The sequence below is a fragment of the Paenibacillus hebaui genome (assembly GCF_051934385.1).
Classification (GTDB): domain Bacteria; phylum Bacillota; class Bacilli; order Paenibacillales; family Paenibacillaceae; genus Paenibacillus.
On sequence record NZ_CP196836.1, the window covers coordinates 3,049,529 to 3,074,430 of the forward strand.

Sequence of the window (24,902 nt, forward strand, 5' to 3'; positions counted from 1 at the left end):
TTTTGCTTGCGAGGCAGGCGGAATACGCGCTTTTTTCGCATCGTTACAGCAAAATAATGTATTAGCGAATTAGTGGTTGACAGCTTCGAGCAGGCAATAATATAATTTTTGAAAGCACTTACATTTACATAAAATAGACCTGTTTCACTACATAGGGGCAAGAAAGACGCGGTATACCGTATTGGCATCATTGCACTTAGGAGGGAATACGGTCTTTTTTGCGCTCTTATGAAATCGGTTTCATTGAAAGGGGGAGATTGAAGGCGCTCGCCACCGCACATTGCTACTGAGGACAGGCCCGACAACAATACTACGCCTTCAAGAACCATGCTTTCATCTTCCGAGACAAAGGAGAGAATGGATATTGAATAAACTCAGGAAATCCTTCGTATTCATGCTGTCGGCTACATTAGCGTTGTCTTCTGGTCCGTTGATGTTACCAAGTAAGGCATATGCCGATCTGGACAGAATGCCTGCCACGTTGCTGCAGGACGATTTTTCGGACGGGGATTACATCGCCTCGCCCGCATGGAATGTAAGCTCAGGTAATTGGGAAGTGGTTGCAGATCCGGCGGATGCGTCCAACTCCACGCTTTTCCAGAGCGATACCAATGAAGGCATCATCTCCACTGGAGACTCCATGTCAGACATGACAGTGTCCATGCGCTTTTACACCGGAGGCGGTCAGGGTTATCCAGGAATTTTGCCGAGGTTTCAGGACAAGAACAACTATTATTATTTTCAAATGCAAGTTCCTTCGAATAAACTTGTCTTCTCCAAGTTGGTGAACGGAGCGAATACGACCTTGAAATCGGTGGACTATGCGTTTGCCCAAAATAGATGGTATACGCTCAAAGTGGTGCTATCGGGTACCTCCATTCGAGGGTACATCGTCGAAGACGGATCGGATCGTTTGGTATTTGATCTGGTTGACACTTCACACGGGTCAGGTACGGTGGGCATTCGGAATCGTTGGCAGTCGGTACATATTGATGATGTGATCATTGCCGAGCAGCCGCCAGTGAATGATGTTCTGCTCTCCAGTGATGGGCAGACGGCGTCTTCAGTTTCGCTGCAATGGACTGAAATCACAGGTGCAACAGGCTATCGCTTGTACCGTTCCTCTACGCCTGAAGGCGGCTATTCCCTGGTAACCAACACCGGGGCTTTGGGCTACATGGATGAAGGATTGAGCACCGACACGGTGTATTATTACAAGCTGGCCTATGAATACGGGGGGATAACCGAATCCTTGTGGTCTGCGCCGCTGGAAGTTCGAACGACAGCGACTGCTCCGCAGGCTCCGGGCGAACTGAAGGCCGTGGCACTGAATGCCACGAGTGTGAAGCTGTCCTGGCCCGCTGTGGACAAGGCGACTGGTTATCGCGTGGTTCGGGCCGAGGCTGGCAGCGAGCAATACGAGCAGGTGTACGAAGGTAAGGGACTCGCTTTCACGGATCAGGGGCTTGAGCCAGGCAACAGCTACAGCTACCGCGTAACGGCCTTGAACGCTGCTGGAGAGTCAGCGTTCATTGTTGCAGAGGCCACCACATACTCGATCGACTCCCCCGCATCGTTTGTCGCTACGGCTGTGACGGATACATCGATCTCCCTGGGGTGGAACGCCCTTCCTGGATCTGATGTAACGTATACGGTCTCTAGGGCAACCAGTGTTTCGGGTACGTACCAGCAGGTGTACAGCGGCGATGAAATTACGTTTAACGATAGTGGCCTGACGATGGGCACGGGGTATTTTTATACGATTCAGGCGACCATGGACGGTGTTCTGACTCCAGCATCCGCACCGCTGGGTGTAGCGACCGTTCGCACAAGCTTCACGCCAGGTCAGTTGTGGCCCGATCAGGGCGGCAAGCCGATTGATGCGCATGGGGCAGGCTTTTTCTACGATGACCAGACAGAAAAGTATTATTGGTACGGCGAATATCACACGGGGGGATGGCCGGCTGTTGGCGTGCGCGTGTATTCATCAAGGGATCTGCTGAACTGGACGGATGAAGGCATGGCTCTAACGACAATTCAATCGATGGATGATTTCGACAATGATCCTTTAATTTCCGAATTGTACGCCGGGCGTGAGGACAAGGTGAACATCTGGGCGGATATCCGCAGAGGGCGAATTATTGAACGGCCGAAGGTCATTTACAACGATAAAACGAAGAAATACGTGATGTGGGCCCATATCGATGGAGACAAAGACCCCTATAACGATAATGCCAACTACGGCAAGGCACAGGCCGGTTATGCGATCAGTGACTCCCCGACAGGGCCTTTTGTGTATCAGAAGAGTTACCGGATGGACAGAGCTCCCGAAGGGGAGAAAGATTACTTCCCAAGCGATCGGGGCATGGCACGTGACATGACGTTGTTCAAAGACGACGACGGCACCGGATATCTGATCTACTCCAGCGAAGAAAACCTGACATTATACATCTCCAAACTGACCGATGATTATAGCGATGTTACAGGTTGGCATAAAGAGGGACGAACGGATGACAAAGGTAATCCGGTGCGCGATTCCACTTATCAGGCGCAATACGGTGTTGATTACGTGCGGGTGTTCCCAGGCGGACAGCGCGAAGCACCAGCGATGTTCAAGTATCAGGGAAAATATTATATATTGACCTCTGGAGCTTCCGGTTGGGCCCCTAACGAAAACAAAGTGACGGTGGCGGATAACATTTTTGGTCCTTGGTCAACGCAGACCAATCCGTTCGTGCGCACGTTGCCGAGCGATCCCGATCCAGGTAAGGCGTTCGGCACGCAGACCACGTCAGTCATTCCGGTCGACCCGGAAAAAGGTAAGTTCATCTACGTGGGGGATACATGGAACGGTGGCAATTTTTCCAATGACGGTGCAAAATACGTGTTCTTGCCGATTGAGTTCGGAATAGGCTCTGACATCGCCATCAAGTGGTATAACAGTTGGACGCCTGATCTGCTGAATTCGATGGGCAAGGTGGATATTGCTGATCCGTTACCGGAAGCGGTGACGCTCGGAGAGGTGCCATCCTTGCCAACGACAGTTAATGTGCGTGACGGGGGTGCGCTGGTATCAACGCCAGCAGTCTGGACAATTGATAACCGAGCCATGACGGCAGATGATTTTACCAAGCCAGGGCCACTCACGCTACAAGTGACGACACCGGAGTTTGGTAACAAAAAGCAGGCGGTTCGCGTATACGTCATTCCGGAGAATGCACTATATTTCGTGAACAGCGGAGGTTATGAAACGGCTGATTACAAGCTAATGGGTGCCTATATGAAAGGAACGCTTGCCAACCCGGGAACGGCGGATCAGATGTATGCTCCGGCAGAGGGACGCGATTGGGGCTACGTCAGCGCCGATGCAATGTCATCCGGTTCGAACGGCGGGGATATATTCTCGACCGTGCGTTATCTGAACGGCGGCAATGTTAGCAATTCTCCGAAAGGCAGCGACCTAACTTATAGCTTTGATGTTCCGAACGGGACATACGATGTGTACGCCGGATTCAATGATCCGTGGACGAATACTTCGCGCAAAGCGAATTTCCTCATCAACGGCACCAATACCGGTGCAGTAACTTTTACGCCCGCCAGTGTCAGGGCCCACAAAGGCATTAACGTGTCGGGCAACAAGCTGGAACTGACCGTGCGCAATACGGCATCGCAGGACCCGATGATCAGTTGGATTATGATCGTCAAGCCTGATGAAGCGCCTCCTGCGAATGATAGCGCGGGGCTAAATGCTGATTCACTGTCTGTAACGAGCGCAACGCTTCACTGGGATGCGCGCCTTGGCGCAGCAAGCTACAAGCTATACCGCTCGGATCGCGAACAAGGCGAGTACAGCGTCGTCTACAGTGGCAGTTTGAGGGAATACACGGACAGCGAACTGAGTCCCGGCATGGGTTACTATTACAAAGTGGAAGCTTTTGATGCGTCGGGGCAATCCATACACCGTTTATCTTCCGCTTATCAGGTGCTTACGGCCCAACAGACCGCTGCCGATGTAGCTGCAGGCATTACGGCACTGGAGCAGCCTTCCGCTGCTGGTACGAAGAAACTGAAGTTGCCGGTGGTGCCATCAGGCTTCACCGTGGCGATCGCTTCCAGCTCTGTACCGTCCGTCATTCAAACCGATGGAACGATTGTCCCGCCATTGAAGGAAACGGAGGTAACGCTGGAGTTGGAAATTACTCGAACCTCTGACGACAGTAAAGCGATGACAATACCTTTGACGGTAAAGGTACCAGCATATACACCTTCGCCTGGTGGCACGGACCCTGATGGTTCGGGCGGTAATCCTGGTGGAGGTATAGGAAGCAATTCCGGTGGGAATTCAGGAAATGGTTCTGCTTCAGGCAGCACTGCCGGGCAATCAGGAAGTGGTACGCCGAATGCAGAGAATTCCTCCCCACTGCCTGAACCGCAAAAAGACCGTGCCCTTCTGAAGTTGCAGGGAGCGACTGACCAGAAGGGTGTAGTTCAGTCCAAAGTGGATGCTTCAGCGATTAAAGAGGCTTTTAAGGTTGCTCCATCGACAGGTGCTGGTCACCGTTTGGTCGAACTTCGGTTGAAGCCAGTCTCAGGAGCAAGCGCTTATGAAGTGCTTCTGCCTGTCTCTGCGTTGCTAGATCAAGAGGAGTCGCACATATTCAACATCGTTACGGAACTCGGGACGTTAGAGCTTCCTGCTACGCTTTTAACGAAAGATGTGGAGGGCGATGAGATCGGTTCTGTGCGATTGATCAGAACAGAGTTACCGCAAAAGGTCGCAGATCAACTTGGCACGCAGCATGGGGTTCAACTTGAACTCCATCTGGACGGTCATGAATGGCCGTTGGGAAGCGAGTTGACGCTTCATCTGCCTTACCAATCATCGCAAGATGCTCAGCAGGATCGGATTGTAGCGTTTGTCATTGACGCAAACGGTGTGGCAACCCCGCTGCCGCAAAGTCATTACGACCCAAACAGCGGTGAGGTTGTATTTTCCGTAACGTCACTGACAGGAAATTACATTGTTGTGTCTGTGAATCACACGTTCGCCGATCTTGCAGAAGTACAGTGGGCAAAGAAAGCGATGGAGGCATTGGCAGCCCGAGGCGTGATTGATACGGAGGCAAGCGGTGATTCTCTCCAGTTACGTCCCAATGAGGATATGATGCGCGGCCAATACGTGCAGTGGCTGATGACCGCACTGGGTTTGAACGTTTCGTCAGGGAGTGCGTTCTCTGATGTAGACGAAAAGGCTCCGTACTATGAAGCGGTTACAGCTGCACGTTTGCTCGGCATCACCAGCGGTACCGGTGACGGACGCTTCTTGCCAGCGTCAACGATCACCCGTCAAGAAATGATGACGCTGACAGTGAGGGCACTTGGCGTGGCTGGCCTGGTCGATCCCGAATCGGTTTCGGCGGATAACCTGACCCGTTTCCGCGACGCTTCCGCGATCCGTTCTTATGCCCGGGACAGCGTAGCCTTTCTTGTGAATCTCGGCATCGTCGGTGGATACAATGGCGAGGTGAAACCTCTTGCCCAAGCGACCCGAGCCGAATCGGCTACGCTGTTATATGCAATGATGAGCAAACTGGTTTGGCCAAACTGACGGATAACAACAATTATAGTATAAGGAGAGAAAGCGTACTTCAACCTGGTTTACAGGATGGAGTACGCTTTTTTTGCTTGTGCGCCCGGCATGAGCGACAACTCGGATATTATAAATTCATGACGCGGTGCGAGCGTTTACGTAAATTGCATTTCAACGGTTGAACCGTCGAATACTCAAACGGTACGTACGGTGGTGTGAAAAGTCGGCTACTCAACGAACGAGTAACCGGCTATCCGCTTGCAGTAGTTAATTGTAATGTCTGCCGATTTGATACGCTTGCTCCAGCAAGCCTTCAATATGCTCTTTGGATTCTGATATGGTTTCATAGAGAAATTCGACTCGGGATTCCTGCAATTTTGCATAGCCTGCGATCCCATTATTCAGATAATTGGAAATCATGTTGTAATAGTCGTATTTATGGAATGAAGCCTCCGTCCCTCCAGCTAGTGCAATCCACAGTACCTTTTTGGAGTTTGCTTTATTCAGTAGCCCCATGTTCCATACCTTGTCCAGATAGGCTTTGAGCATGGAGGGAACGTTGTACCACCAGATCGGGAAAACAAATACAATGGCATCAGCCGCAAGCACACGATCCAGCTCTTTGCGAATCACAGGGGCATGCTGTTTATCGGGATTTTGCCAGTCTCGCTCATCTTCTACGCTATATAACGGATCGAATCCGTCATGATACAGATCGAGGATATCGATTTCGTGGTGATTCTCCTTCATACCTTCTATAAAACGATTCATCACGGCAAATGTTAGGGAATCCTGTCTTGGGTGAGTAACGACCAGTTTAACTTTCATGTAGGAGTAACCATCCTTTTTCCTTTATATTTTGGTTTAACGTTCTGACCAATGTTATTATAAGTTTCATGACATCTTATTGAGAAGTACGCACCTGAGAGTGCTGTAGATACCTTGGGGTTCTTCGGTTACTTTTAATAATGGATATACATATGTGATTTAAGGGGGAGTACAAGTGGAACAAGAACTGAAAAAATATGAGAGTGGTGTGCAGGCGATGCTGGAACTGGTCGGTGGAAAATGGAGGATTCTTATTCTGCATCAGCTGATATCAGGTAAAAAACGCACAAGTGAACTTCGCAGAGCCATCCCTGGCATTACCCAGAAGGTCCTAACCCAACAGCTGCGTGACCTGGAAAAAAATGAAATCATCCATCGGATTATTCATCCCCAGATTCCGCCCAAGGTAGAGTATGAGCTGACCGAGTACGGCTTGACACTACAGGACATCATCGACCGCATCTGTCTGTGGGGAGAAAATCACCTAGACAAAGTATACGGAGATAAAAGCAGAGTGCTGGGAAATCATTTTAGTGACTATATTCCACTTTCAACTTCAACCTAAGCTGGCCGCCAAATTAAAAATAAAACAAAAACCGTCCTTGATTTGAAAAGGAGGGTATTTGTTGTTTTTTGTCATTTATCAGTGAAACTGATAAATGCCATAAAATCATTGAAATTGACCCTAAACACCCGGTGTGTTAGGTTCTAGAGAGAAGAAATTAAATTAATGTGATCATTTTAGTAGGAATTAAAATTGAAGCAATGCGCGAGGTGGCAAATGGTGGAACTTCAAGTGACAAACAGCCCTTTTAATCAGGAACAGATTGAGCTGCTCAATCGCCTTATTCCTACATTGAACGATGGACAGAAGACTTGGCTTAGCGGATATCTGACAGCCATTCAGGGGATTGCAGCTGTGACTGCACCCGCTGGTGGGATACAACAGCCTGTACAATCGGCAGGTACAGCACCTGCAAATGCACCGACGGTTTCACGGGAAGTTACGGTACTCTTTGGATCACAAACCGGGAATTCCAGCGCACTATCCAAGAAACTGGCGAAAAAGCTGGAAGAGCAGGGACTCCAGGTGACGTTATCGTCGATGGGAGATTTCAAACCGAACGGACTCAAGAAAATTGAAAATCTCCTCATCATTGTAAGTACTCACGGGGAAGGCGAACCACCAGATAATGCGATTCCGCTGCATGAATTCCTGAACAGCAAACGGGCTCCCAAGATTGAAGGACTTCGTTACTCGGTGTTGGCTCTGGGAGATACCTCCTATGAGTTTTTCTGTCAGACCGGCAAGGACTTTGATAAGCGATTGCAGGAATTGGGCGGTACAACTCTTGTACCGCGCGTAGACTGTGATGTTGATTTTGATGAACCGGCTGCGGAGTGGATGAATGAAGTACTGGCCTCATTAAGCAGCACATCAGCTACTGCGGGCACGGTAACTACTGAAGCGGTTACTGCTGCGGTGAGCGGCGGTGAATTCGAATTTGATCGTACGAATCCATTCAAGGCTGAAGTGTTGGAAAATCTCAATCTAAACGGTAGAGGATCGGACCGTGAAACACGCCATATTGAGTTGTCTTTGGAAGGTTCCAACCTGGATTATGAGCCTGGTGACAGCCTTGGTGTATTCCCTGAGAATCACCCTCGTCTTGTAGATGAATTGATCGCAGCCATGGGATGGAATGCCGATGAGCGCGTGACCGTGAATAAAAACGGGGATCAGGCATCTGTGCACGAAGCGTTGCTGCGTTATTTTGAAATTACTGCCGTAACAAAACCGGTTGTGGAACAACTGGCGAAACTGAATCCGGGAAGCGGGCTAACAGCGTTGCTCGCAGATGATTCCGAATTCCGTACGGTCATGAACAGCTGTGATTTGCTGGATCTGGTACAGGATTATGGACTTAAAGGCATTCCGGCTGCATCGTTTGTAGCTGTACTTCGCAAAATTCCGGCACGGTTATATTCAATTGCAAGTAGTTCGAAGTCTTTCCCGGACGAAGTTCATCTCACGGTGCGCACAGTACGATATGAAGCGCGTGGTAGAGAGCGTTACGGTGTATGCTCAGTTCAACTGGCTGAACGAATCGAAGCCGGCGATACACTGCCTGTATATATACAGCATAACCCGAACTTCAAGCTGCCTGAGAATCCAGACACGCCGATCATTATGGTTGGACCAGGTACCGGTGTAGCGCCGTTCAGATCTTTCCTTGGTGAGCGAGAAGAGACAGGAGCAGAAGGCAAGACATGGCTGTTTTACGGGGATCAGCATTTCTCTACCGACTTTCTGTACCAGACCGAATGGCAGCGCTGGCTCAAAGATGGAGTTCTCACGAAGATGGATGTAGCCTTCTCCCGTGATACAGAGCAAAAAGTATATGTGCAGCATCGGATGCTGGAACACAGCAAAGAGTTGTATCAATGGCTTCAGGAAGGTGCAAGTGTATATATCTGTGGTGACGAGAAAAAAATGGCACATGATGTTCATGCTGCTCTCACAACGATCCTTGAGCAAGAGGGCGGTTTGTCATCTGAGCAGGCATCGGAATATCTGACACGATTGCAACAGGAAAAACGTTATCAGCGGGACGTCTATTAATTTTTGATTATGCCGAAATGCATTATCCCGCAGAGACGAGAGGAGAAAGCAGCATGGCCTATAATAATTTACTTAACCCGCAGCGCACAAACAGCGATGTGGAGGATATAAAGATTAAAAGTGATTACTTGCGCGGAAGTCTGACCGAAACGCTGGCCGATCGGATTACGGGTGCCATTCCAGAGGATGACAATCGTCTGATGAAACACCACGGCAGTTACATGCAGGATGATCGTGACCTGCGAAATGAGCGTCACAAATCTAAGCTGGAGCCTGCATACCAATTCATGTTGCGTGTGCGTGCTTCCGGTGGCATTGTGACACCAGAACAGTGGCTGATGATGGACCGTGTAGCACATAAATATGCAAATGAGACGATTCGTCTCACGACACGTCAGTCTTTTCAACTGCATGGTGTACTGAAATGGGATCTCAAAAACACCATTCGTGAAGTGAACGATTCGTTGCTGAGCACACTCGCCGCTTGTGGAGACGTGAACCGTAATGTAATGTGTAACCCGAATCCGGATCAATCCGAGGTTCATTCCGAAGTGTATGAGTGGGCATGTCAGGTGAGTAATCACCTTGATCCCCGCACCCGTGCTTATCATGAATTGTGGCTGGATGGGGAGAAAGTTGTCGATTCTCAGGAAACGAACGAAGAAGTGGAGCCGATCTATGGCAAAGTGTATTTGCCACGTAAGTTCAAAATCGGGATTGCTGTTCCGCCATCCAATGATGTAGATGTATTTTCACAGGATCTCGGCTTTATCGCCATCGTGGAGAACGGTAAGCTGCAAGGCTTTAACGTTTCTGTTGGTGGAGGCATGGGCATGTCTCATGGTGATTCCAAAACCTATCCGCAGGTGTCCAAAGTGATTGGATTCTGCACGCCAGAGCAAATGATTGATGTTGCGGAGAAAACGGTCATGATTCAGCGTGATTATGGGGATCGTGCGGTGCGCAAGCACGCTCGCTTCAAATATACAATTGATGACCGGGGTCTGGAATGGTTTGTTGAAGAACTGAGCAGTCGTCTCGGCTGGAAACTGGATGCGGCACGTCCGTATCATTTTGACCATAATGGAGATCGTTACGGTTGGGTCAAAGGCAGTAATGGCAAATGGCACTACACCTTGTTCATTCAGAACGGACGGGTGAAGGATGTCGAGGGTTATCCGCTCATGACGGGCTTGCGTGAAATTGCCAAAGTCCATACAGGAGATTTCCGTCTGACAGCGAACCAGAACCTAATTATCGGTAACATCAGCAGTCAGAAGAAGAAAAAGATCGAGGCTATGATTCAGCAATATCATCTGACTGATGGTGCTCATTACTCTGCACTGCGTAGAAGTTCGATGGCTTGTGTTTCCCTTCCGACCTGTGGTCTTGCAATGGCAGAATCCGAACGTTACTTGCCGTCTCTGATTGACAAACTGGAGCCTGTTCTGGATGATGCGGGACTGAGAGATGAAGAGATTGTCATTCGCATGACAGGATGCCCGAACGGTTGCGCACGACCGATGCTGGCGGAGATTTCATTTATCGGCAAAGCACCGGGGAAATACAATATGTATCTCGGCGGCAGCTTCACCGGACATCGCTTGAATAAGCTGTACAGAGAAAATATTGGTGAAACCGAGATTTTGGATACGTTGACTCCAATGGTGAATCAATATGCCAAAGAACGCAATGAAGGCGAACATTTTGGAGATTTCGTTATTCGTGCAGGTTATGTACCTGAAGTGTTGGATGGTCGGCAATTTCATGCCTAATTAAACTACGATTTGGTTAGAGGAGCATTCCCTAGAGGAGTGCTTCTTTGTCGTGTAAGCCGCTCACCCGAAAACCAGGGAAACCGAAAGATGTTACCAGGCTACTGCTCTTTTGGGTATAGGATAAGGCACGTCATATTACGGAAACAGAGGTATACGTTGATGGTGCAGAGACATTGATCAAAGGATAAACTGTGGCTGAGCTTCAAACCAAGATGGTTAATATGCGCTGTTCCTACCATTATTTCGTCAGTATAAACTTGTTGAAGTACGCTCAACAAGATATAATGACAAGGTAGAAAGCAGATTACATGTTGAAAGTGAGCGGAAACGATATGGGTCGTAAGTGGAATAATATTAAAGAAAAAAAAGCTTCAAAAGATGCAAATACGAGCCGGGTCTACGCCAAATTCGGCGTTGAGATTTATGTAGCTGCCAAGAAGGGCGAACCGGACCCGGAAGCGAACCGTGCATTGAAAGTCGTACTGGAACGTGCAAAAACGTATAACGTACCCAAAGCGATTATTGATCGGGCAATGGAAAAAGCAAAAGGCAGCGGGGACGAGAACTATGAAGAGCTGCGTTATGAAGGCTTCGGACCGAATGGCGCGATGGTCATCGTGGATGCCCTCACCAACAATGTGAACCGTACTGCACCTGAAGTGCGCTCCGCGTTTAACAAAAACGCCGGTAACATGGGTGTGAGTGGTTCTGTTGCTTATATGTTTGATCCAACTGCGGTAATTGGGGTTGAAGGCAAAACTTCGGAAGAAGTACTTGAAATCCTGCTTGAAGCCGATGTGGATGTACGTGATATCGTAGACGAAGATGAAGCGGTTATCGTATATGCCGAGCCAGACCAATTCCATGCGGTGCAGGAAGCGTTCAAAGCGGCGGGCGTTACTGAATTTACAGTAGCCGAGCTGACGATGCTTGCGCAAAACCACATTGAACTTCCAGAGGATGCGCAAGCTCAGTTCGAGAAGCTGATTGATGCGCTTGAAGACCTCGAAGATGTTCAACAGGTGTACCATAACGTAGAGTTCGTATAAGAGAACAATACGGTAGGTACGTGGTTCGATTACAAAAAGAGTGTGTAAGCCAATCCACAGGATTGGCTTACACACTCTTTTTGCATTGGCTACGTTATGAATCGGAAGGCATAACATGTCCTTTGCCCGAGTTTTTCGTTTTTTTACCGCCAAACTTGAATAATAATATACCGCTCACAATCACAAGTACACCCAACAGCTGATTCCACGAGAACGGAATTTTCTCAAGTCCTAGCCACCCCATGGAGTCGAACAACAGGGCAAAGCTCAGCTGGGACGTCAGCACAATAGAGATGGCATAGGTGGGGCCAAGCAGTTTCATCCCTTGTACGAGACAGAATACCACCCCAACGCCGATGGCTCCACTAAGCCAGTACCAGGGCTGCATATGCTGGAAGCTGAACGTATTTTTTCCCTCGACGAGCAAAGAAATCAGGAATGAAGCAATGAATCCGGTGAAAAGCACCATCGTTGTCGTGGACCATGAACCGGTGCGTTCATTCACTTTACTATTAAAAATCGTCTGCAAACTAACAAGGGCACCTGCGAGCAATGCAAGCGAAATACCTGTAATTATCATGGATGTCGAACTCCTTATTCATAAATGTTGTGACCTGCTACTTCGCGTAAACCGGCCCGATTCTTGACCATAATGAATCCCTGATCTCGTTCGATTAATCCATCGGCACAGAGCTTCTGAATAACACGATTCAAATGACGATAACTCGTTCCGATCAGATTGGCAATGTCCGTCAGATTGAACGCATCCAGTTCTTCGTGGACCACATTCCCCGCTTCTTCGGTAGAGATGGAGAGTAGGTAGCTGGCTAATCGAACCTCGACGGAATACATCAGGTTGAAGTTGGAGAAATTCGAATCAATATAAAATTTATGAGAAATAATTTTGAGCAAAAATTTTAACAGGGGAGCATACTCGCTGGCATGTTCAGCTAAATATTGATAATGAATGCGCAGCATCACGACAGGTGAGACCGCCTGTACGGTATTGACGATGTTGCTTTCACGGACGTACTCGATATCGCCAACCACTTCAAGTGGTGTTTTGAAACAGAGAACCAGCGTTTTATCCTGTGCCGAGGTGGTGAAAATTTTGATTTTGCCCTCGACCAGCACATATAAATATTCGGATGCTTCACCTTCGCGACAGATTAATTCACATTTCTCGAAATGGCATAATGTCATATGAGGACGCAAGGGCTCATGGAATACCGATTCCAGTTGATATTGCTTCAAATACTGCAGTAATTGTTGTTCATTGTGAATCTCTTCCATGCTGAATTTCACCCCCGATGATATACTCGAAAAGCTACAGTTTCATAATAATCACGCCCGTGATCATTAATGCAATGCCGAGGAATTGCGGCAGCTTCATCTTCTGCTTCACAACGCCAAACCATCCGTTACTGTCAACCAGGAAGGTCAGGAACAGCTGTGCAATCAGTAGGGCCGAGATTGTGAACGTAACCCCAATTTGCTGAATGGCCGTTACTTCACTGAAAATAATGACGGCACCAAAAGCGCCTCCGGCCAAGTACATGGGTTTTACTTGTTTGAGTCCCTGAAGGTTGGTGTCACGAACGAACATCAGAATGATGGCCGCAAGGATAAATCCGGTGAGCTGTGTAATCGTCGCGGCTTGCCAGGTACCCATGTCGGTGCTGATCCGAGTATTGGCAACCCCTTGCAACGTGATACACGCTCCCCCCAATAATGCAAAAATAATTCCTCTCATATGTACTCTCCTTATCAAATCACTTCGACTTCTATTAAATGATAAATTGGCCCTGAACGCCAAGGACAAATGTCCTCAGCTTTAGAGTTACAGCATTCAGATTACAACAAAGGACATGGAAAATCCAGATGGGGCTAGATCAATCTAAGTCATGCTCATATATACTTCTTATTGTGGTGTAATTGAAAGCCCATGTTCATGAACTCCAACGAACAGGTGACACCTTATTTTGAAGATCAGATTGAATGGAAACATCTAACGAATCTCAGCGGCGTTGAATGGGCTCAAGCGGGCAGAAATCAGCGGTAAAACAAGGGAAACGGAGAAATAAAGTGTCTACAATTCGTTAGTTTTGCAACGTGGCAAATATTCGTTAAATAGAGTGTTCTAGATTCGTTATTTTGCCGAACAGACCCCGGCGCGAGGCTGCATTCAAGCTCCGAGGTTAGCTGGCAGTGGCATCTGAATCGATCCGATCCTGTTAGCACAAATCAGATCAGAGCACTTTATACACAGGCTGCTCTCCTACAAAGTGAATAGGGAGTTCAGGAAAGTTCTTCGCCAGTCTCTGTGAGAGCAGCTTCATTCCGGAAGCCTCACTTTCTGCATGTCCCATCATAATGAGAGCCTTTTGCTTGCCTTGTTGCACAGCATCACGTATATATTCCGGCGTCTCCCATTCGAATCCTTCACCTGCGATGATCAGATCCAGTTGCTCGCTTTGAAGCAGGGGAATGGTCAGATTGCCGTTGCCCCGAAAACCCACAAGTACAGCTGCACGTCTACACAACATCCCCGGATCACCAGCTATTCGCACATAATCGATACCAATGGTCCGTTTCAAATGTTCGCCAATTTGCTGCACTGTCATCCCTTCGGGAAAGGAAAGGATATCGGCTTCCGGTCTTCGTTCCTCCACATAGGTGGACCATCCTAGTGCCTGAATCAACCCTTCTGTAATGCCATCTGGATGGAAACGGTGGATCACATCATGACAGCGATATATGGAGATGCCTGCTGTGTTGATCAAGCTTCTTTTGGTTTCATAAACCGGATCATTGGCTAACCAATCGGTATGACTATGATGGTTGTAGAAGGGGGGTTCATGGGCAATAATTAGATTGGCTCCACGCTGTATGGCATGTTCAATCACATGTTGTGTGGGCATAAAAGTAACAAACACACCTGTGAGCGTTTGATCGGGCGAGCCAGTAATCAGCCGATCTACCGTGTTCTCCGGTAACTCTACATTGGCTGTGAGATATTGTATAATGTCTTGAGTGGTTATATTCATGCGCATAAGTCCTCCAATGACAGATTTTATAATTAGTGTATCATTTTGAAAATAGAAATCCTATGAATTGTAGCTAGTTATCATAACAACGCAGGAAATAATGCAACATGTAACGATGACGGATTCATATCGTTTTCTAGTACAAGAAAAAGTATACTTACATAGAGCCTTTATCTAGATTGAATGGAGCATTCTGTACCTACACTGAATTTCAGTTATAAGCTTCTATTTTGATGAAGAGAACAGATCGTTGAAAGGTGATGATTACATGACAGCAACGAATATTATGGAACGTCTGAAAAGCGAAACCGCTCATTATCACAGACAAGTGGAGCAGAACGCTTATGCCAAGGCTATTATGAATCAAACCGTGAGTTTAGAAGAGTATAAAAAATATCTTGAGAAATTTTATGGATTTCTGAAACCGCTGGAAGATCAGGCTGTACAGCAGCCTTTCTGGGGAAGTACGGGGCTGGATATTGCTATCAGAGGCAAGGCAGGACTGCTGGAGAAGGATCTGCGAAATCTGGGTGCCAGTGAAGAAGAAATTAGCCAACTTCCGTTGTGCGAAGATCTGCCGGATATCTCAACACCTGCACGTTTGTTCGGATATTTATATGTAATTGAGGGGTCCACTAACGGGGGACAGATCATGACTAAGCGATTATCGCAGTTTCTGCCCATTGAAGCTGATCGTGGATTGGAATATTTCAATGCGTATGGTACGGAAACAAGAACGAGATGGAGCGAGTTCGCAGGATTACTGCAGCAATCCGTATCCTCAACAGAAGATCACGATGTGATGGTGCATGCAGCTTCAGAGACATTCCGACTGCTTGATCAATGGATTAATACAGACAAGTGATGAGGGCATTCTGTTCAAATAGATAGAGCCAGAATAATAAACATGAACTATGTTGTATATAAAAGAGGGCAGAGATGCCTTCTTTTTTTGTACTGATGAAAGTATTATTTTCGTCACCGCAGACACAGGACTAGTGTTATAATGATCCCTATGGATACACTTGTTCGTATTCTCTCGTAGAGGAAGGTGAAACAGAGTGTTATGAAAGACGATTCAAGACAACTGGAGTTTATGGAAATCGATCTGAGAGAAGAACCGGAAACAGCGGCTATTCCGGTTCCTGATCGTTCAACGATCCCCCTGTCAGAATTGAATGCAAGGCAGTCTGGTGGGAGCATATTGTCTTCAGAGAAACGATTTGTGGAGGAAGCACGGCGTCTTGCAGAAGTGGATGGGGATCAGGTACCCTGGGTTCCTTTTATGAGTTATTGGCCGACCTATGGCGTTATGAACGAAGCCCAGCGTAAGTGGTACCTATATTGGAGAACGGAAGTGCGCCAAGGCCGATATCTGGATACGGATCTGTCCTATCTGTTTGTTCATATCTATGAATTGATTAACGGGATTGGTTGGCATGACCCTCAGCAAGGTTACGATCAGTTAAAACAGTTATGGATGAACTACCGGGAACGGCTCCCGCAACTGAATATATATATGCAAGAATGGATTATGGATTATGGTCTGGTCCATCAGTTGGAGACGTCATTCTCCGAGGTCATGGACCTTTCGAATGGATATCTGTCCGCAGAGATGCTGGATATGGAGCTTCAACGCCTTTTACGGAACAACGTGTCGGAAGTCTCATTGACACTGTTACAAAGATACTATGACTATGACGTTACACTTAGTAAATTTTATAGAGACGGCGGCAAAGACGTTCTGGCGCAGTACATTCCCCGAGTTATGGCATTGGTGGATTCGTATCTGCTGCGTACGCGCCAAGCGGGATTGATGGAACATTTTGAATTAAATGATGAACGAACGATGGAGCGCACACTGTTTCGCAAAGCGGTATATGATGATTCGATATATGGCAGAACGATTCTGCTTACCTACGTACCGATCGGAGAGCATGCGGATTTTGTGCAGATGGTTACCCGAATTTTTCGATGCACGGAAAATAAATTGCGCGAACTACTCGGCTTCAGAGGCCGACTGCGCGGAAAGACCCTTGAACCTGAACTGGCCAACCTGATTGAACGTTATTTGGACAAAGCCTTTGCGACTGAGCAGGCCGAAGCTGTAGAGCAACCGATGATTCTCATTGATACGGAAAAACTTGCTTCGTTGCAGCAGGAGAGCGAGTATGTGCGGAAGGCTCTTACGATTGAGAATGATTACACTTCTGAAGTGAAGGAAGAAGAGGTAAACCACACAACCGCTGCGAGTAATCTTGTTGCACCGCAAACAACAATTGAGGCCCAGCGAGCAACATCTTTTGAAGGTGCAAGCCAAGACAATGCAACATCAGGAGCGTCAGCAGAATTAATGGTGTTGCAATGGGACGAGGCTGCGGTTGGTGATCTAGATGAAGATTGGATGCTGTTTGCTGGGAAGCTATCTCCTCAGCAGGTGCAAGCGATCCATACCCTGCTTGGCGAAAGCCCGGATACGGAGCTGATGCGGGTGGCTGAACTATACGGAACGATGCCTGCGCTTCTGCTTGATGAAATTAATGATGTGGCGATGGAAACGATCGGCGACCTGCTGATTGATGGCGACCGGATCGTTCCTGACTATATAGATGTATTTGAACATGTGAAGAGGTGGAAAGGGCAGTGACAGAACTCAAAATACCAAAGCGGCTAACCACCGCTCTTGTAAATTCGTTGACAGCGGGTGTTGTCCCGCGAATAGGACTGGAACAGATTGCTGTTGGTCGAAAAGCTGAAGTGGACGCGATCTTGCGGGATATGGACAATATTGCCGAGGGGGGCGCAGCGTTTAAGCTCATTACAGGACGTTACGGCAGCGGTAAGAGCTTCCTATTGCAGATGATTCGCAATTATGCCATGGATCGGGAATTTGTTGTGGCGGATGCGGACCTGTCACCAGAGCGGAGGCTGGTCGGCACCAAAGGTCAGGGACTTGCCACATACCGTGAGCTGATGACGCGTCTGTCTACACGCACACGGCCAGATGGCGGGGCACTGGAACCCATTTTGCAGAAGTGGATTGCTGGATTACAGCAGCAAACCATGCAGAGTCAGGGCCTGCGCCCGGATGATCCTGCTCTTTCCGCTGCAGTGGAGCAGCAGATTTATGCGGTGACGGGTGAAATGCAGAATCTGGTTCATGGTTTTGATTTTGCCAAGGTACTGGCTTCCTACTGGAATGGGTACAAGCTGGGCGATGATGATCGCAAACAGGCGGCACTTCGCTGGCTTAGAGGAGAATATGCCACCAAAACAGAAGCGAAAAAAGAACTCGCTGTTGGAGTCATCATTGACGATGATAATTGGTATGACTATTTCAAATTGTGGTCGGAATTTACCGCACGGATTGGTTACAAGGGACTTCTGTTGTTCATTGATGAAGCAGTCAATCTGTATAAAATTACAAATAGCATCTCTCGGCAAAGCAACTATGAGAAGCTGCTTACGATGTTTAATGATACGATGCAAGGCAAGGCGGAGCACCTCGGCATATTTGTTGGCGGCACGCCGCAATTTGTGGAAAATGAAAGACGTGGGCTTTTCAGTTATGAAGCACTTCGCTCCAGACTCATTGATGGTCGTTATGCTGCAAAAGAATATGCGAATTATACAGGTCCGATCTTGAAGCTGACCATGTTATCCCATGAAGAGATTTTGATTCTGTTGCAGAAGCTGCGTCAGATTCATGCCTTGCATTTTGGTTACAGTGCAAGTCTGACGGATGAAGAATTAGTTGATTTTATGCAAACGGCAGTGAACCGACTTGGTGCAGATGAATTACTGACAACGCGTGAAGTGGTGCGGGACTTTATGGATGTGCTGCATACGCTCCATCAGAATCCCGAAGTGACCTATACCCAATTGCTTGGTGAGCGGGCTGCCCAGCCTCAGAAAACGGGTAAAGGGGCAGATGACTCCACGAATACGGATGATCTGGATGATTTTCTGGCGGAATTTGAATTATGAGTGATAATCCTTTCTACAGACTGGCGCCGTTTGTCCAGGAATTTATCTACAAAAAAAGATGGGAATCACTCCGGCCTGCCCAAATCGAGGCCTGCAATATTTGTTTTCATACCCCGCATCATATGCTGATTGCGGCAGGTACAGCCTCTGGCAAGACGGAGGCGGCTTTTTTTCCTGCACTGACTGAGCTGCATGAACGACCATCCAAATCGGTAGGCATCTTATATATCGGGCCACTAAAGGCACTGATTAATGACCAATTTGAACGTCTTAAGGACCTGTTGTTAGAAGGGAATATTCCGGTATGGCACTGGCACGGGGACGTGCCCCAGGCGGAAAAAACAAAACTGATGAAGAACCCGTCCGGTGTGCTCCAGATTACGCCCGAATCACTGGAAGGTCTGCTAATGAACCGGCCCAATGCAATTCCGGCACTCTTTCATGACTTGCGTTATGTCATTATTGATGAAGTGCATGCGTTCATGGGTGCAGATCGTGGCATACAGGTGCTCAGTGAGCTCGCTAGAATAGAACGCATGGCTGGCTGTACACCGAGAAGAGTTGGACTGTCCGCGACACTCAGTGATTATGATGCGGCTACAAACTGGCTTGCTGCCGGAACGAAGCAGGGTGTTGATGTAGTCTCTTCTCCGGGCGGTCGCAAGCTGCGACTGCGGGTGGAACATTTCTCTTTTCCCGATGCACAGGATGAAGAACAGGCGGAACAACTGCATAATGCACGCAAAGCCTACTACGATTTCATCTATGAGAGTACACACCGCAAAAAAGCATTGATCTTCACGAACAGCCGCACGGATGCTGAGGTCACTATACTTGAGATGCGACGTGTCGCTGCTCGAAGACAGGAGCGTGATGTATTCCATGTGCATCATGGAAGCATCTCCGCCATGTTAAGAGAAGAGACCGAAGCAGCCTTGCGTACCGGATCAGGACCAGCGGTTGCTGCCGCCACTGTAACACTGGAGCTGGGAATCGATCTGGGAGAGCTGGAACGTGTCGTTCAGCTCGGTGCACCGTATAGTGCATCAAGCTTTGTACAGCGTCTGGGACGCTCGGGCAGACGAGAAGACATGGCTTCGGAAATGCTTTTTGTATGTCCGGAGGAAGAGGATGAGGAGGCACAATTGCCAGCGCGTATGCCATGGACATTGATGCGTGCGATTGCCGTTATTGAACTGTATGTGAAGACCAAATGGGTCGAGCCGCTTGAAGCCCGCAAAATGCCGATAGGTGTACTTTATCATCAGACGATGAGCATGCTGAAAAGCATGGGGGAGGCTGAACCGAAAGAGCTTGCTGAGGCCATACTTTCCCTGGCACCGTTCGCACAGATTCGTGCAGATCAATATCAGGCCTTCCTGAATTATCTGATTGAGACGGATCATCTGCAGTGGACAGAAGAGAGAACACTAATCATTGGACTTACAGGTGAGAAAATCGTTAATAATTATCGCTTTTATGCGGTGTTCAAGGACGACGAAGAACATAAGGTGTTGAATGGTTCCGAAGAGATTGGTTCCATTACAACCGTGCCACCACCAGGCTATTGTTTCTCGCTGGCAGGAAAACTGTGGAAAGTGGAAGAGGTAGATCACAGGCACAAATCCGTGTATGTGAAATCAGCTAAAGGTAAAGTGGATACGTTATGGCTCGGTGCAGGCGGTGACATTCATACCATGGTTGTGCAGAAAATGCGTGAGGTGTTATCCGATTCGGTGATCTATCCGTATCTGTCTCCGCAAGCGGTAAATCGACTGGAACGGGCGCGCCGTCTAGCGCGGGAGAGTGGATTGCTGAAGCAGGTTGTCATTCCCGCAGGAGGAGATTCTTTGTATGTTCTGCCTTGGGTAGGAAGCAAGTCTTTCCGCACACTGGAACGACTAATGAAGCACAATTTGTCCGGCAAACTTGCCTTGCGTTCTGTTGTACCCATGGAGCCATATTATTTTGTGGTATCTGGCAAGGTTGATGAACGAACATTATTGGCAGAAATCATGAGTGAATGTCGGACGGCTGAAGACGCATCTGCGTTACTTGCTGAAGATGAAGCGCCGTATCTTGGGAAATATGATGAATTTGTAGCTCCCCCTTTAATCCGCGAGGCTTTTGCCGTGGATGGACTAGATCTGCATGGCCTGAAAGAAGGTTTACAGCAAACGTTGGAATGGGATTCTTCTGGGAAGTGACGTTATAACGCATGCTTTATACTTGGAATTTGAATGTTTGAAATTTAAAGGGTAAATAGGGTTGACACTATCTCACCTGCCCTGTAATATATAAAAAGTCGTCACAAACGAATTACACCAAATTGCATATATCATCTCGTATAACCTCGCAGGCCGAAAGTGTACACAGGGCGAGGGTCTCTACAGGAAGCCTATACTTCCTAACTACGATGCCAGGGAATCATGTTATTCCTTGCTCGTAGTTAGGATTTTTTGCATTTTGCTGGTGTCTGTGACCTTGGCATGGATCATACATGCGGACTCATTTTTCAATCATCAGGAGGTTTATTCATAATGAAATATTATCTGTCCGTTCTCGCGGGAGCGATGAGCTATGGCATATTATCCACGATTGTGGTTCTGGCTTACGGCGAAGGATACAAACTTGGAGAGGTTGTGGGAGCACAGCTGATCACAGGCTTCATCCTGTCCTGGATGCTGGCTTTATACACCAAATTTAGAATGAAACGTAAATCACAGGCAGATGGAAAATCATCAGCAGCTGTAGCAAAAGCCTTCCAGCGGTTAACGTGGAAGCAGCGCCTGCTGTTAATGGCTGCAGGGACACCAACGGTGATTACCGGTCTGGTCTATTATCAATCTTTGCGTTACATTCCGGCATCACTTGCCATTATTCTTTTGTTCCAGTTTACGTGGATTAGCGTATTGATTCAGGCAATAGGCAAACGTCAGCGTCCAGACAAAGTGATGTATCTGACGTTGGTCATCCTGTTCGGAGGAACGTTGCTGGCAGCCGGTTTCCTGGAACAGGGACTTGGTAAATTTAACGGGTTGGGTATTGCCCTTGGATTGCTGGCAGCCGTAAGTTATTCCTTGTTTGTACTGTTCAGTGGTAAAGCGGTTCCATCGGCGCATCCGGCTTTCCGTAGCGCGTGGATGGTTACAGGGGGATTAGTGCTACTCTGTATTCTTTTCCCGCCGACCTTCCTCTTTAACGGATTGATCTGGAGCCAGTTGCTTGTGTTCGGACTGTTGCTGGGCTTCTTCGGAGCTTTCATTCCGCCGGTTCTGTTTGCAATAGGTGTGCCTCATATTGGAGGCGATATGGCCGGAATACTTGGTGCGGTTGAACTTCCGATTGCAGTACTTCTTTCCGCCATCGTTCTTCATGAACATGTCAGCGGATTACAATGGTTTGGGGTTATTGTAGTGTTGGTCGGTGTAGCCCTGCCAGAGTTGTATAAACTACGAGTGAGACGCAATCGAAGAGCATCCCTCATTTCTGATTCAGGGATATAAAAAGGGTTATACAGGAATACACGAAGCTAGAAAGGCCTGAGAAATCAGGCTTTTTTGGTACTTGAAAATCCTTTTACATGGGAGTAGCCCAGAAGGGTCATTTTCATCATCAAGTGAATCGGTTATGCTTAGAGAGCAGTCTGTTTGTATATTTCTTGTATGTGGAACATTGAAAGAGGAGTGTTTATATGAAAAGCTGGTTTGGCAAAACATGGCCTTGGTTAACACTGGGCCTGACCGTTGTGGTACTGCTCGGATCATTTCTGTTTTATTTTATGGGTAAAGATGTATCCCCTGGATCCGGAAACGTTGTAACAGCGAAAGCCGAGACACCGGAGGATTTGAAGGGATATGAAGTCATTGATGTTGACGTAAGTAATGATGGTTTTGGACCTGATGTTATTGAAGTTAAAGCCGGAGTACCCACTAAAATCAACTTTATTCTTACCCGTCAGGTCACACATGTCAAATCTGTGGGGTCGCAAAAGCTTGGCATGGATCTATACATGCAAAAGGGAGACAATTATTATACCGTTGACAAAGATCTGCAGCCGGGGGAATATGAAATTCACTGCGGAATGTACATGATTTATGCAACGATCAAGGTAACATAAGTGGAAGGAGCAACGTTTGGGAATCCCGGACTTTGCTCCTTTTTTGTGTGCATGATATCATGGACGAGTGAGTAAATCCATCTGGAGGTGGCATCATGAAAGCGCTGTTTATTGGAGGCACTGGCACGATCAGTACGGCCATTACGAACAAACTTGCTGAGCAAGGCTGTGAACTTTATTTGATTAATCGGGGCAACCGCAATGCCGATCTGCCTGCGGAGGTAAAGGTGCTGCAAGCGGACATTAATGACGAGGCACGCGTAGCGGAGTTGATCGCTGATCTGGATTTCGATGTGGTGGCAGACTTTATTGCCTTTGTTCCTTCGCAGCTGGAGAGAGATTACCGGTTGTTCAAAGACAAAACGAAGCAGTTTATTTTCATAAGTTCAGCATCCGCTTACCAGACACCCTTGGCCGATTACCGGATTACGGAGGGGACGCCATTATCCAATCCCTACTGGGAATATTCACGCAACAAGATTGCATGTGAAGACTATCTAATGAAGCAGTATCGTGAACATGGATTTCCGGTTACGATTGTGCGTCCAAGCCATACTTATGGTGAGCAATCTGTACCTCTTGGTGTGCATGGTGCTCAAGGCAGCTGGCAGGTCCTCAAGCGTATACGTGAAAATAAACCCGTTATCATTCACGGGGACGGCACATCGCTCTGGACGATAACGCACAACACTGATTTTGCCAAAGGGTTCATAGGGCTCATGGGAAATATTCATGCCATTGGTGAATCGGTACATATTACCTCGGACGAGTCTGTCACCTGGAATCAGATATATGAAATTATTGCGGGAGTATTGGGTGTTAAACTTCATGCGGTCCATGTACCATCGGAGTTTTTGGCAGCATGTAGTGATCAGGATCTTCGGGGTGGTTTGCTGGGAGACAAGGCGAATACCGTAGTGTTCGATAACAGTAAGCTGAAACGGCTTGTACCGGATTTTGTGGCAACCACCAGAGCTGATCAAGGCATCCGAAGTACCATGGAATACATTCTGGAGCACCCCCAACTGCAAACCGAAGATCCGGATTTCGATACATGGTGTGACAGGGTGGTCGGAGCATTAGACGAAGCGTTGTTAAAAATCAGAGATGGGAAGTGAGATGAGCATATGTCCCAAACCGGGCATCAATTGGTAAAAGAAATTACCAAAACCGTCACGTTGGACTATTTGTTACACATTCCTGAAACCCAGGAACCAACAGAGCCCGACCAGAAATGGCCTGTCATTTTGTTTCTTCATGGTGCTGGAGAGCGTGGCAATGATCTGGAAATGCTCAAAAGAAATGGAGTCCCGTATATTGTAGAGCAGGACAGGAGCTTTCCTTTTATCGTCATTTCACCGCAATGTCCAGAAAATGAGCTTTGGGCGATGGAGAAAGAGGTAGTTATGGCGATTGTGGAGCACGTTTTGGAGCATTATCCTGCCGATCCGAAGAGAGTGTATCTTACGGGGTTAAGCATGGGCGGGTATGGTGCCTGGCATCTGCCAATGGACTATCCCAATGTATTTGCAGCCGTGGCACCAATCTGCGGCGGAGCGAATCCCTCCAAGGCAGAAGCATTGCAGAATGTGCCGATCTGGGCATTCCATGGCGCCAAGGATGATATCGTGTTACTTTCTGAATCGGAGGGAATTGTTAAGGCGCTTGAAGCGTTGAATGCGGATGTAAAGCTGACGATATATCCGGAAAGCAATCATGATGCCTGGACCGTAACGTATGACAATCCCGAGCTGTACAAGTGGTTTCTCAGCCATACTTTATAAGCAATCATTCGTGAACGGATGATGTTTGGAACTCTCAAGTATTTACATTCGTTAATTGAATCGTTATAATCAAGAAAAAATGACACTTGTTAGGGG

General features: G+C 47.7%; 18 protein-coding genes and 1 riboswitch. Of the genes, 13 read left to right on the forward strand and 5 right to left on the reverse strand.

All coding sequences use genetic code 11. The features are described 5' to 3' along the window. The first annotated feature begins 364 nt into the window (after positions 1–364). The gene (locus ACR32F_RS13625) at positions 365–5,608 is read left to right on the forward strand and encodes an S-layer homology domain-containing protein (RefSeq protein WP_440119200.1); all 5,244 of its coding nucleotides are present in this window, start codon (positions 365–367) and stop codon (positions 5,606–5,608) included. 249 nt (positions 5,609–5,857) lie between these two features. Here ACR32F_RS13625 and ACR32F_RS13630 read toward each other — a convergent pair whose 3' ends face one another. Continuing rightward, positions 5,858–6,418, reverse strand: a complete 561-nt coding sequence (locus tag ACR32F_RS13630) for an NAD(P)H oxidoreductase (protein ID WP_440119201.1) — start codon at positions 6,416–6,418, stop codon at positions 5,858–5,860. A 175-nt stretch (positions 6,419–6,593) separates the two neighbouring features. Between ACR32F_RS13630 and ACR32F_RS13635 the strand changes: the two genes are divergently transcribed. The 4 genes from ACR32F_RS13635 (at position 6,594) to ACR32F_RS13650 (ending at position 11,868) form a co-directional block, all read left to right on the forward strand. Continuing rightward, on the forward strand, positions 6,594–6,983 hold the full coding sequence (locus ACR32F_RS13635) for a winged helix-turn-helix transcriptional regulator (RefSeq protein ID WP_440119202.1): 390 nt from the start codon (positions 6,594–6,596) through the stop codon (positions 6,981–6,983). Positions 6,984–7,202: 219 nt separating this feature from the next. Then, the gene (locus ACR32F_RS13640; protein WP_440119837.1) at positions 7,203–9,041 is read left to right on the forward strand and encodes an assimilatory sulfite reductase (NADPH) flavoprotein subunit; all 1,839 of its coding nucleotides are present in this window, start codon (positions 7,203–7,205) and stop codon (positions 9,039–9,041) included. A gap of 53 nt (positions 9,042–9,094) precedes the next feature. Continuing rightward, a complete protein-coding gene (gene cysI, locus ACR32F_RS13645) occupies positions 9,095–10,816 on the forward strand; it encodes an assimilatory sulfite reductase (NADPH) hemoprotein subunit (RefSeq protein ID WP_440119203.1) in 1,722 nt (573 codons plus the stop codon). Between the two features lie 335 nt (positions 10,817–11,151). Beyond that, positions 11,152–11,868, forward strand: coding sequence for a YebC/PmpR family DNA-binding transcriptional regulator (locus ACR32F_RS13650; protein WP_440119838.1), 717 nt, complete (start codon positions 11,152–11,154; stop codon positions 11,866–11,868). A gap of 94 nt (positions 11,869–11,962) precedes the next feature. On the opposite strand, the gene ACR32F_RS13655 is transcribed toward ACR32F_RS13650, so the two are convergent. The 4 genes from ACR32F_RS13655 to ACR32F_RS13670 all read right to left on the reverse strand — a co-directional run bounded on the left by ACR32F_RS13655 (position 11,963) and on the right by ACR32F_RS13670 (position 14,915). After that, the gene (locus tag ACR32F_RS13655) at positions 11,963–12,448 is read right to left on the reverse strand and encodes a DMT family transporter (protein WP_440119204.1); all 486 of its coding nucleotides are present in this window, start codon (positions 12,446–12,448) and stop codon (positions 11,963–11,965) included. A 14-nt stretch (positions 12,449–12,462) separates the two neighbouring features. Next, a complete protein-coding gene (locus ACR32F_RS13660; RefSeq protein ID WP_440119205.1) occupies positions 12,463–13,161 on the reverse strand; it encodes a Crp/Fnr family transcriptional regulator in 699 nt (232 codons plus the stop codon). A gap of 34 nt (positions 13,162–13,195) precedes the next feature. After that, a complete protein-coding gene (locus ACR32F_RS13665) occupies positions 13,196–13,621 on the reverse strand; it encodes a DMT family transporter (RefSeq protein WP_440119206.1) in 426 nt (141 codons plus the stop codon). Between the two features lie 496 nt (positions 13,622–14,117). After that, entirely contained in the window at positions 14,118–14,915 is a 798-nt protein-coding gene (locus tag ACR32F_RS13670; protein WP_440119207.1) for a Nif3-like dinuclear metal center hexameric protein, read from the reverse strand. A gap of 268 nt (positions 14,916–15,183) precedes the next feature. Here ACR32F_RS13670 and ACR32F_RS13675 point away from each other — a divergent pair, with 268 nt between their 5' ends. From ACR32F_RS13675 to ACR32F_RS13710, 8 genes are all read left to right on the forward strand, one after another. Then, a complete protein-coding gene (locus ACR32F_RS13675; RefSeq protein WP_440119208.1) occupies positions 15,184–15,780 on the forward strand; it encodes a biliverdin-producing heme oxygenase in 597 nt (198 codons plus the stop codon). A 201-nt stretch (positions 15,781–15,981) separates the two neighbouring features. Further along, on the forward strand, positions 15,982–17,562 hold the full coding sequence (locus tag ACR32F_RS13680; protein WP_440119209.1) for a TerB N-terminal domain-containing protein: 1,581 nt from the start codon (positions 15,982–15,984) through the stop codon (positions 17,560–17,562). After that, positions 17,559–18,902, forward strand: coding sequence for an ATP-binding protein (locus ACR32F_RS13685; protein WP_440119211.1), 1,344 nt, complete (start codon positions 17,559–17,561; stop codon positions 18,900–18,902). The genes ACR32F_RS13680 and ACR32F_RS13685 overlap by 4 nt, the downstream gene beginning before the upstream one ends. Then, the gene (locus ACR32F_RS13690) at positions 18,899–21,109 is read left to right on the forward strand and encodes a DEAD/DEAH box helicase (protein ID WP_440119212.1); all 2,211 of its coding nucleotides are present in this window, start codon (positions 18,899–18,901) and stop codon (positions 21,107–21,109) included. Before ACR32F_RS13685 ends, ACR32F_RS13690 begins: the two co-directional genes overlap by 4 nt. A 116-nt stretch (positions 21,110–21,225) precedes the next feature. After that, positions 21,226–21,336, forward strand: a riboswitch (purine riboswitch). Between the two features lie 106 nt (positions 21,337–21,442). Continuing rightward, positions 21,443–22,408: an EamA family transporter gene (locus ACR32F_RS13695; RefSeq protein WP_440119213.1), complete on the forward strand. Its 966-nt coding sequence runs from the start codon at positions 21,443–21,445 to the stop codon at positions 22,406–22,408. 188 nt (positions 22,409–22,596) lie between these two features. After that, on the forward strand, positions 22,597–23,022 hold the full coding sequence (locus ACR32F_RS13700; RefSeq protein ID WP_440119214.1) for a cupredoxin domain-containing protein: 426 nt from the start codon (positions 22,597–22,599) through the stop codon (positions 23,020–23,022). Between the two features lie 95 nt (positions 23,023–23,117). Next, positions 23,118–24,140 carry an SDR family oxidoreductase gene (locus ACR32F_RS13705; protein ID WP_440119215.1) on the forward strand — a complete coding sequence of 341 codons (1,023 nt, stop codon included), beginning with the start codon at positions 23,118–23,120 and terminating at the stop codon, positions 24,138–24,140. A gap of 9 nt (positions 24,141–24,149) precedes the next feature. Beyond that, positions 24,150–24,806: a prolyl oligopeptidase family serine peptidase gene (locus ACR32F_RS13710; RefSeq protein WP_440119216.1), complete on the forward strand. Its 657-nt coding sequence runs from the start codon at positions 24,150–24,152 to the stop codon at positions 24,804–24,806. Positions 24,807–24,902 lie beyond the last annotated feature (96 nt).